The 10,776-nt window shown below is 43.7% G+C and carries 9 protein-coding genes and 1 tRNA gene; 2 read left to right on the plus strand and 8 right to left on the minus strand.

What is annotated here, in order from left to right; all coding sequences use genetic code 11:
* Positions 1-163: 163 nt before the first annotated feature.
* The gene (locus AB4517_RS00165; RefSeq protein WP_017062553.1) at positions 164-1,468 is read left to right on the plus strand and encodes a dicarboxylate/amino acid:cation symporter; all 1,305 of its coding nucleotides are present in this window, start codon (positions 164-166) and stop codon (positions 1,466-1,468) included.
* Positions 1,469-1,652: 184 nt separating this feature from the next.
* Here the strand turns inward: AB4517_RS00165 and AB4517_RS00170 are convergent, their stop codons facing one another.
* The 3 genes from AB4517_RS00170 to AB4517_RS00180 form a co-directional block, all read right to left on the minus strand.
* Positions 1,653-3,038 (minus strand): sensor histidine kinase, encoded by a 1,386-nt coding sequence (locus AB4517_RS00170; protein WP_017064547.1) that lies wholly within the window; start codon positions 3,036-3,038, stop codon positions 1,653-1,655.
* The gene (locus AB4517_RS00175; RefSeq protein WP_017062555.1) at positions 3,035-3,700 is read right to left on the minus strand and encodes a response regulator transcription factor; all 666 of its coding nucleotides are present in this window, start codon (positions 3,698-3,700) and stop codon (positions 3,035-3,037) included. The genes AB4517_RS00170 and AB4517_RS00175 overlap by 4 nt, the downstream gene beginning before the upstream one ends.
* An 80-nt stretch (positions 3,701-3,780) precedes the next feature.
* Positions 3,781-4,254, minus strand: a complete 474-nt coding sequence (locus AB4517_RS00180; protein ID WP_010429860.1) for an NYN domain-containing protein — start codon at positions 4,252-4,254, stop codon at positions 3,781-3,783.
* A gap of 323 nt (positions 4,255-4,577) precedes the next feature.
* On the opposite strand from AB4517_RS00180, the gene AB4517_RS00185 reads away from it, so the two are divergent.
* Positions 4,578-5,075, plus strand: a complete 498-nt coding sequence (locus AB4517_RS00185) for a DUF4174 domain-containing protein (RefSeq protein WP_372072954.1) — start codon at positions 4,578-4,580, stop codon at positions 5,073-5,075.
* Positions 5,076-5,126: 51 nt separating this feature from the next.
* Here the strand turns inward: AB4517_RS00185 and cobA are convergent, their stop codons facing one another.
* The 5 genes from cobA to AB4517_RS00210 all read right to left on the minus strand — a co-directional run bounded on the left by cobA (position 5,127) and on the right by AB4517_RS00210 (position 10,722).
* Entirely contained in the window at positions 5,127-5,903 is a 777-nt protein-coding gene (gene cobA, locus AB4517_RS00190; protein WP_017062557.1) for a uroporphyrinogen-III C-methyltransferase, read from the minus strand.
* 277 nt (positions 5,904-6,180) lie between these two features.
* Complete coding sequence (locus tag AB4517_RS00195) at positions 6,181-6,996, minus strand: formate/nitrite transporter family protein (RefSeq protein WP_017062558.1); 816 nt, start codon at positions 6,994-6,996, stop codon at positions 6,181-6,183.
* Positions 6,997-7,119: 123 nt separating this feature from the next.
* Positions 7,120-7,443, minus strand: coding sequence for a nitrite reductase small subunit NirD (gene nirD / locus AB4517_RS00200; protein WP_017062559.1), 324 nt, complete (start codon positions 7,441-7,443; stop codon positions 7,120-7,122).
* 15 nt (positions 7,444-7,458) lie between these two features.
* Positions 7,459-10,032, minus strand: coding sequence for a nitrite reductase large subunit NirB (gene nirB, locus AB4517_RS00205; protein ID WP_017062560.1), 2,574 nt, complete (start codon positions 10,030-10,032; stop codon positions 7,459-7,461).
* A gap of 616 nt (positions 10,033-10,648) precedes the next feature.
* A tRNA-Cys gene (locus AB4517_RS00210) sits at positions 10,649-10,722 on the minus strand.
* Positions 10,723-10,776 lie beyond the last annotated feature (54 nt).

Below are 10,776 nucleotides of genomic sequence, written 5' to 3' on the forward strand. Positions count from 1 at the left end.
AATTATTTTGTTTTTATTTGTTTAATTTACACAATTATCAGTGATTTTGATCACATCTATAATTCCAAACTCATTTTTTGTTTTTCGAATTGATTATCCGACTGCTAATCTCCTGCTCACTTTGAAAAGGTATCAAAGTTATAAATAATAAGGAGTGTTCTAAATGAATACCAAGAAACCTATGTCTCTGACTGGTCGAGTAATCCTCGGTATGGTCGTAGGTATATTAACGGGATTCGCCATTCAATCCCTTTTTGCAGACAACGGATTTGTTAACAACTACATCGTTAACGGACTCTTTGAAGTGGGCGGACAAATCTTTGTCGCCAGTTTAAAAATGCTTGTTGTGCCTCTAGTCTTCGTTTCACTAGTGTGCGGTACAAGTTCTCTTAAAGACTTATCAACTCTTGGCCGTATGGGTGGCAAAACGCTTGCACTTTATATCGGTACTACTGCCGTTGCCATCACTCTAGCATTAACTATCGGTAACCTGTTCCAACCTGGAGCTGGTGCGGATCTTACTGCTGCGAGCTCTTTCAAATCAGCGGATGCCCCTTCTCTGGGCCAAGTAATCATCGACATGTTCCCAACCAACCCTATTCAGGCGATGGCTGAGGGCAAAACGTTACAAGTTATCGTATTTGCAGTGTTGTTTGGTATCGCAATCAGTGCAGCGGGCAAACCCGGTGAACGTATCGCTGCAGTTTTCTCTGATCTAAACGAAGTGATCATGAAGCTAGTTGCGCTACTAATGAACCTTGCTCCTTACGGCGTATTCTTCTTGATGGCGAAACTGTTCTCTGGCCTTGGCTTAGGTGCAATTTGGAACCTAGCAGAATACTTCTTAGTGCTTGCTGGTACCCTGCTGTTGCATGGCTTGGTGACTTACAGTGCGATGCTTAAAGGATTCACAGGTCTTAGTCCGATTACGTTCCTACGTAAGATGGAAGATGCAATCATGTTTGCATTCTCAACAGCATCTTCGAACGCAACAATTCCAGTAACTATGGAAACGGCTAAGAACCGTATGGGCGTAGACAACAAAGTCGCTTCTTTCACAGTACCACTAGGTGCAACTGTGAACATGGACGGCACTGCAATCATGCAAGGTGTTGCGACGGCGTTTATCGCGCAAGCGTACAACATCGACCTTTCAATGGGTGATTACCTAATGGTTATCCTAACGGCGACACTGGCGTCTGTTGGTACTGCAGGTGTCCCTGGTGTTGGTCTTGTTATGCTAGCGATGGTATTGAACCAAGTTGGCCTGCCGCTTGAAGGTATTGCTCTAATCATGGGTGTTGACCGCCTTCTTGATATGATTCGTACCGCTGTAAACATCACAGGTGATAGTGCCGTATCTATCATCGTTGCTAAGTCTGAAGGCGCTCTAGACGAGTCTCGCTTCAACGACCCAGCAGCAGGTGAGAAAGAAGAAGAAGTTAAGCTAGCTCGCCAACAGGCATAGTCTCGCTTATCTTATGCTCTTGTCTTCAAGCTCAGGCGTAATTAATGGCTACGCCTAGCCCATACCAAAGCGCATAAAGAAAAACGCCACTGCAGATGCAGTGGCGTTTTTATTGGGTATCGCTTAAGTCAGTACTACTGAGTTGGGACAGTTATCAATTTAAGGTAATTATCAATAGGGAAAGCTAATCACCGATTGGGAACATCAAGTTCACTCTCAGCCCCCCACCTTCTCTATTCTCAGCAGTTACATGTCCATTCATCACACCCATCGCTTCTTTAACAATCGCAAGGCCCAGACCGTAGCCACCAGACCGTTTGTCTCTTGCTGATTCAATACGAGTAAACGGGTCGAATATACCTGCAATCTTGTTATCAGGAATACCGTCACCGTCATCTTCTACAGATATTACACTGTAACGTCTATCCATTACCTGTTCGTATGTCGTCACGACCACATGAGCGTTCTCACCCGCGTATTTAATGGCATTCCCGACCAAGTTACCAATGACTCGAAGCAGTAGCCTCTCATCAACGTTCACCATTGATATCGGCGTCTCTAGGGAACCAATCAAAGTTTGATTCGGTTTTAAATCGTTTTGCATCTGCGCGATCAACATTGAACAATAGTGCTCAAGGTGCATTAAACTTAACTTGGAGTCATAGCGAGAGGTTTCTAAGCGGCTAAATTCAAGTATCTCACCCACCAGCTTATTCATCTCTTCTGTTTCATTTTCCATTCGTTCTAGCAAACCAATGCTTTTATCATCAACCTTGCTGCGCAGCAGGTGTAGTGCGAGGTTTTGCCTTGCTAATGGTGTTCTTAACTCGTGTGAGACATCACGAATCAAACAACGTTGCTTTTCAGCCAGAGATTTAATCTCAAAGGTCATATAATCAAAATCGTGTGCAAGCTCGTTGAATTCACGCGTGGTGGAGTTCAACTCCGACACCACACTGACCGTGAAGTCACCTTGAGCCAGTCTGCGGCTCGCTTCTCTCAATCTATCCAACGGTTGCTGAAGGCTTTTGGCCATGATAATCGAGAACAGAGACAATACGACCAATGCAATCAATGCTTTAAGCATATAGGAATATGGCGCAAAAGATTTTGCGGGATGAAACTGGTGCGGTAGTTGGATAACCAGTGTTTTACCGTTATCCAGTGGTAGGCCGAAGATCGGCTTACTCACACGATCACTAAGTTGGTGATCTAACGTTCTTAAGTATTTGAGCTTAAATTCAAAATGTGGGTGCATGTGACGATGTGTGATCGGACGATTGTCTTTATCAATGACGAACAGATAATACTGCTGAGCATTACCCCAGTCCGCGAGTTCATCCATGTCCCCTTCTTCGATCAACACATTCGCTTGGTAAGCAAGGTCGAGCATTTCCGCTTTTACCGATTCTGGGACTTTAAGCAGCGCTTTCATCAAGGCTCTTTCTGCGACACCTTGCAGAATCAAAATACTCACCAAAATGACGGTCAGGTAACTGAACAGTTGGAAAGTGAGTCCGTCTTTACGCTTAGCAATAAAATCAGGGCAACGCAGCAGTTTTTTACTCATGCTCCGACCGACTCTAGGTAACTGTAACCTTTACCACGAACGGTTTTTATATGTTGTTTAGACAAACCTGCCTGAACGAGCTTTCTACGTATATTGCTGATATGCATATCTAAATTACGATCGAAGGGACACAATTCTTTCTTGAGTACATGGATTTGCAGATCAGATTTTGAGACGACAATACCGTCATTTTTGACCAAATAATCAAGCAAGTCTTTTTCAGTGCCAGTTAATGGCAAACGAGAGAGTTGTTCACACAAGCCGTGATTAGAGGAAGCTAAAGATTGTCTTTGGCGTTCAAAACCCACTCGGCGCAAGATCACCTTAATACGGGTTAAGAGTTCAGGAACATTGAAAGGTTTAGCGATGTACTGGTCGGCGCCTGCTTGGTAGCCATCGAGCATTGAGGCATCGTCGTTAAGCGCGGTTAGCATAAGAATGGGAGTAGCAAAACGCTGACAAATACGTCTTGCTACTTGAATGCCGCTTAGGTTCGGAAGCATTACATCGAGTAGAACCAAATCGACAGGGTGAGATTGAATAAACTCAAGCGCGGATTCACCGCAATGAACAGTATCAACGTGATACCCCTCATTTTCTAACACTTCACCCAGTAATTCACACAACTGAATATCATCATCAACAACTAAAACGCGAGACATTACACATACCGATAAATAAGAACTGTTTGCATTCTAATTATCGTTATTATTGATTTCAATTATAAAGTGCCCGATTTCCTCTATAGAAGAAAATCTTTTTCAATCGGTACAAATTTTGATGCAGAATCGATAAGATTTTGAGCAGTTAACCCGGGAACACCATACACTTCAACAGGCTTGCCAAAGCGCTCTTTGATTCGCTCTACAAGGATTTCGAAATCACCGTCTCCTGATACCAAAACAATCGTATCAACCGTCTCAGCAAGTTCTATCGCGTCTAACGCAATACCCACATCCCAATCGCCTTTTGCACTGCCATCTCGACGCTGAATAAACGGCTTTAACTTCACATTAAAGCCCACACCACGAAGGATATGATGAAATTGACGCTGCTTTGGATCTTGGCTTGAGATTGCGTAAGCATTAGCTGCAATAACGTTACGCCCTTCCGTGGCAACATACCAAAACTGGTTATAGTCGAAGTTAGAACGGTATTTGTCGCGCGTCGTGTAGTAAACGTTCTGAACGTCGACCAAAATTGCTATGTTTTCCATAAATTCATACCTTTAGATTTTCCGTATACCCTATTCTATTCAATTGTAAAATGCGAGTCGCTTTACTCAATAAAAATGAACCTGCCAGCTATCGTTAACGTAAATCTAATATCTTTAGCGTAAAGCTAAGTGTCTTTACGTAATCCTAACTATGCTTATTGTAAGTGGATTTGTTTTGAGCGTTTCTTAGGTGGTTCTGATCTTCACCTTCTTCTTTACGTAGCGTTCAAATCGTACTCAGGCTTAGAGTTTTTAAAGGGAGGTTGGCAATGCTGCACCGACAAACACACAATTCGATCGTAAGCATCGACACAACCAAAGCGATGCAAACTTTAAATCAACCATCAAACTCTGGTAGCTGGTTTAGTTTGCTTAAACTACTGACCATCAGCACGTTAATAATCATGAGCTTAACCATCAATTCAGTACTCGCCTACCCCGCTTATTCTCACTCAAAGCCTTTGCCACACCGCAGTGTGATTTATTTCGCTCCAAAGGAAGATTCAATCGTTAAAGAGTTTCTGAATGAAGTGTTGCTCAATAACTGTCAATTGGACGAACGAGATGTCGTCATTATGGTTATTGCTGAGAGTGGTTACACAGTCCCAACTTGGTTAGAAGAAGAGTTTAACTTAGAAGCAGTCACCAGTATTTACGAGATCCCGAAAGGATCACATACCGCTGTTTTGATTGGTAAAGACGGGAAAGAGAAGCACCGATGGAGTGGCAAAACAGATTGGAAACAGATCACCAATATCATTGACGAAATGCCGATGCGCCAACAAGAAATGCAGCGACAAGGCAGCCGCTGCAGTATTTGATTCTTGATGGACTCAGTAGTGGCTTAGAGATCCAATTAGAAGGTCAAACGATCAAGCTTGTTTGTTAAACCAAGCAAGTTTTTCATGGAGCTGAGCCACGCTGCCTACAACAATCAGCGCTGGGCTCTTTGCGACGCTCGCAAGGTCAGCTAAATCACGTAACCCACCTCTAAACACCTTTTGTTCTTGGCGTGTACCGTTTTCGATGATCGCAACTGGCATGTCAGCTCGCATACCATTATCGAGTAGATTCTTCTGAATGTTCGGACTCTCTTTCAAGCCCATGTAAAACACGATGGTATGGTTGTGCTGAGCAAGAGATTGCCAGTCAATATCTTCGCCATCTTTCTTCAAGTGACCTGTAATAAACTGCACGCTTTGTGCATGATCACGGTGCGTCAACGGAATGCCCGCATAAGCCGTTGCTCCGGCAGCAGCTGTGATGCCCGGAATCACTTCAAATCTCACGTCATTCTCAGCTAACGTTTCACACTCTTCACCACCACGACCAAAGATAAACGAGTCACCACCTTTTAGACGCACTACGTGTTTGTTCTCTTGAGCTTTGGTCACTAATAGTTGGTTGATCTGATCTTGCGGTACGCAGTGATGATCGAGCTTTTTGCCCACATACAACATTTCCGCTTCTGGATTAGCCATCGCCAAAATATCTTTTGATACCAAACGGTCATAAACCAACACGTCTGCTTGTTGAATCACTCGTGCCGCTTTTAACGTAAGTAAGTCTGGGTCGCCCGGACCTGCACCTACTAATGAAACAAATCCTGTGTTTACTTCTTTAACATTCGATGACGATACTTCTGACATGCTGCGCTCCGAAGGTTTGCTTGTTTTATCTCAAGCTTAAATCTATGTGATAAGTCACTGTATTCATGATGACTTATTCAAATCCTTAACCCTTAGACTATCAGGTGTTGATATAAATATTCAGTCTAAATACTAACGAAGATAGAAGTAATTATAACAAAACAGTCTATTGCGAGTAATTTGCGCAATGATATAAGGGCTTTCGAACTAAAAAAGCCCCAAACATGTTGTTGGGGCTCTTAATCTCATACTAAATTACGTTTCACCCTACTGAGGATTACTTAGCACCTAGAGAAGGCGCAGTTTTAGCGTGAGTTAGGTATAGAGGAACACACGTCATTAATAGACCACCAACGATGTTACCTAGGATTGTTGGGATAAGGTTGAAGTTCAACCATGTCGCAATACCGAAGTCAGCGCCAAGAATCATACCCAGTGGGAATAGGAACATGTTTACTACTGTGTGCTCAAATACGAGTGCGAAGAAGATGAAGATTGGGAACCACATCATTGCTACACGGCCAGATACTGTGCGTGCAGTCATGTTGCCAATCACACCTAGACATACCATAAGGTTACAGAAGATACCGCGTACGAAACACGTGATCCATCCGTCCATACCCATGTTTTCAAAACCTAGGCTACGACCTGTAGAAACAGCAATGAACTTTTGAGCAACAGCGTTTGGTTCTAAAGAGAAGTTACCCGTTAGTGATACTGCAACAAGGAAAGCAACAATCAAAGAACCGATAAGGTTACCAAGACCAACAATACCCCAACAACGTAGGATACGACCCCAAGTAATACCTGGGCGGTTGTCGAATTTCGCTAAAGGTGCAAGGCCGAATACGCCAGTTACTAGGTCATAACCCATTACACTTAGAATGACGAAGCCAACTGGGAACACAAGTGCGCCAACAAGGCCAATACCGGTTTGAACCATTGCTGTAATAGCAACAACAACCGCTAGAGAAAGGATGATACCAGCCATAGTGCTTCGAATCAGAAGATCGCGAGTACTTGTTTTCGTTTTCGCTTCACCCACATCAATCATCGTTTGAACGAATTCAGCTGGTTTGTAATCAGGAGACATAAGGTTGTCCTTAAAAAGTTTAAATTAAAAGTTAAAATTGGATAGGAAAAGGCTCTAGTTGCCGAGTTAAGGCAATATCGAGAACTAGAACCCTTGAACTATCAAATCTTACTCATCCGAAGATTAAGCAGAGATTTCTACAGCGCCTTTGGCAACACGAGCTTTGTACGCTTTCACGTTGAAGTTCTCGTCTTCCATGCACACACCTGTTGCTAGGTTAAAGCGTTGCTTCTTAAGTGGGCTTGCTACCCAAAGCTCTTCTTTGTGCTCAACAATCAAACCACGTGATAGCACGTTAGATTGGAAGTATGGGTCTGTGTTGCTAATCGCGAATACTTCTTCAGCCTCAGTTGGGCGGAAGATAGCCACTTGCTCACCACTAACCAACGCACAAACACCTGTACCTGGGATAATGTCTTCGATCTTACAAACTTTGGTAAATGCCATGATGTCGTCTCCCAATTAAACAGATTCTACGTGAATGATGTCGCCCTGATGCTTTGAAGTAATGGCTTCAGGGTGTTTCTCAGTGAATGTCGCAGGACGGTGTTGTTCACGACCATCTTCAACAAACACAACGTTATCATCGCGGTCATCAGCATTGATGAAGTGTGCAAAGCGCTTAAGTTGAGCTTCGTCGTTGATTGTATCTGTCCATTCACAAGCGAAGTTATCAACTAGGCCAGCAATGTCAGTTTCAAGTTGGTCATTGATACCAAGCTTGTTGTCTACAATCACTTCACGAAGGTAATCAACACCACCTTCTAGGTTGTCCATCCATACCGAAGTACGTTGTAGTGGCGCAGCCGTGCGGATGTAGAACATCATGAAACGGTCGATGTACTTGATTAGCGTTTCTTGGTCTAGGTCGCTTGCCAGTAAGTCTGCGTGACGAGGTTTCATACCACCGTTACCACATACATACATGTTCCAACCTGCGTCAGTCGCAATAATACCTAAATCTTTACCTTGAGCTTCAGCACACTCACGAGTACAGCCAGACACACCAAACTTCATCTTATGAGGAGTACGGATGCCTTTGTAACGGTTCTCGATCATCACGCCTAGGCCAACTGAATCTTGAACGCCGTAACGACACCAAGTAGAACCTACACATGTTTTCGCCATACGAAGTGCTTTTGCGTAAGCTTGACCCGTTTCGTAACCTGCAGCGATTAACTTCTTCCAGATTGCTGGTAAGTCATCTTTCTGAGCACCAAATAGGCCGATACGTTGTGCACCTGTGATCTTGGTGTACAAGTTGTATTCAGCAGCAACATCAGCAAGAACGCTTAGTGCTTGAGGTGTTACTTCACCACCCGCCATACGAGGGATTACAGAGTAAGTACCGTCTTTTTGCATGTTACCTAGGAAGTTGTCGTTGGTATCGTGCAGCTTCACTAATTCAGGCTTAAGGATGTGTTCACCCCAGCAAGAAGCAAGGATAGAACCTGCTAGAGGCTTACATACTTCACAGCCGTAGCCTTTACCGTATTTCTCTAATAGCTCATCGAACGTTTTGATTTCTTCGATGCGAATTAGGTGGAAAAGCTCTTGGCGAGAGTATGCAAAGTGCTCACACACGTCGTTCTTCACTTCAACACCAGCTTTAGCAAGTTCAGCGTTTAGTACTGAAGTCACTAGTGGAATACAACCACCACAACCAGTACCTGCGCCTGTTACTGCTTTGATATCACCGATTGTGTGGTGACCTTCAGCAACCGCTTGAGCGATCTTGCCTTTAGTCACATCGAAACAAGAACAGATAACAGCAGACTCAGGAAGAGAATCCGCGCCAAGTGTTGGCTTTTCAGCACCAGCATGAGCAGGAAGAATCAATGCATCTGGGTGTTCTGGTAGGTCGATTTCGTTCAGCATAAGCTGTAGAAGATCACCGTAGTCAGACGTGTCGCCAACCATTACTGCACCAAGCAGCTTCTTGTTGTCTTCAGAAACGATTAGACGCTTGTAAACTTCTTGTTCTTCGTTTTGGTAAACGTAGCTCTTACAGCCAGGAGTACGACCGTTCGCATCGCCGATAGAGCCTACTTTCACGCCCAAAAGCTTAAGCTTCGCAGACATGTCAGCACCTTCAAATGTGCTTTCGTTACCAACAACGTGGTCAACCGCTACCGTTGCCATTTTGTAACCAGGAGCCACTAGGCCGTAGAACGTTTGGTTCCAAGACGCACACTCACCGATTGCGTAGATGTCTTTGTCTGTCGTTTGACAGTGATCATTAATCTCGATACCGCCACGTGGTGCAATACCCAGCCCCATTTGACGAGCAAGTTTGTCTTGTGGGCGAATACCAGCAGAGAATACGATGAAATCAGTTTCTAGCTCTGTACCGTCTGCAAAGCGCATTACGTTACGAGCTTCAGTGCCTTCAGGAGCAATCTCAAGCGTGTTCTTACTTGTATGTACGTTAACGCCCATACGTTCGATTTTTTGACGAAGTTGGTTACCACCCGCTTGGTCAAGCTGCTCAGCCATTAGCTTTGGAGCAAACTCAACAACGTGCGTGGTTACACCAAGAGCTTTTAGTGCGCCTGCAGCTTCAAGACCAAGCAAACCACCACCAACAACCACACCAGATTTAGAATTCTTAGCGGTTGCTTCGATAGCTTTCAAGTCTTCGATTGTGCGGTAAACGAAACAGTCTTTACCTTCGTTACCTTTGATTGGCGGAACGAATGGGTATGAACCTGTAGCAAGGATTAGCTTGTCGTATTGAATTTCACGACCAGTACTTGAGTAAACTGTTTTCTTTTCACGGTTAACGTTAATAGCACGCTCACCGATCAGCATGTTGATGCCGTGTTTCTCGTAGAAGCCTTCTTTAACTAAAGAAAGTTCGTCCGCAGTATGGTGTGAAAAGTAAGAAGAAAGGTGTACACGATCATAGGCTACGCGAGGCTCTTCACAGAAGACTGTGATGTCCATGTTAGCAACGTCTGTCTTCTCGACTAAATCTTCGATATAGCGATGGCCGACCATCCCGTTACCGATTACGACTAGCTTCATCTTGCTCATAAGAATTCCTGAAGGTTATATATTTCTTAACTGAGCGAATAATGAATTATGAAAGAAAATGAAAATATGATGTAAATCAATTACGAAATCGAACTACCCTAAAGGGGTAGGACAAAAGAGGTAGATCTGCTGATTTATCATACGAAGCAAACGAATAACCGTAGGTTTAATAAGGTTTAGCGGGGTTTTATATACACTTTCGTGCAGTAAATAAGATGTTGTAAAGTTTCACAATAGGTTAGCAGCAACACAAGTAAATGACAATCATTTTCATTTGTGGTCATAATAAGTGTAATAACTCATGAAAGCGTTACAGGATCATGAGCAACTATGTATAAATATGAAGAATTTAATGACGCAAAAGACAGTCGCCCTTTTCCATTCCCCACTCATTCCACTCACAAACGGCGCAATTGGTTAACAGATGCTGTTGGTTGTTTAGCAAATGATAGGTTTACATAAGGAAAAGACCGGCACAAAAGTGATCTGATATAGCTTGTTCCTAGTGGTGCTACTGATTAGAGAGCATACGTGGAAGTTTGAACATAGCATGAGGGTTTAGAATTTCAGATAGCAAAAAGGCCAGCATTTCTGCTGGCCTTTCAACTTTGAATAGTGGAGGCGCCTCCCGGAGTCGAACCGAGGTCCACGGATTTGCAATCCGCTGCATAGCCACTCTGCCAAGGCGCCTTCAATAGTGTTTTAAGAGAACAACTCTTTTGATTAATACCAAGCGAGGTAATA

The sequence above is a fragment of the Vibrio sp. 10N.222.52.C3 genome (assembly GCF_041474195.1).
Taxonomy (GTDB): domain Bacteria; phylum Pseudomonadota; class Gammaproteobacteria; order Enterobacterales; family Vibrionaceae; genus Vibrio; species Vibrio crassostreae_C.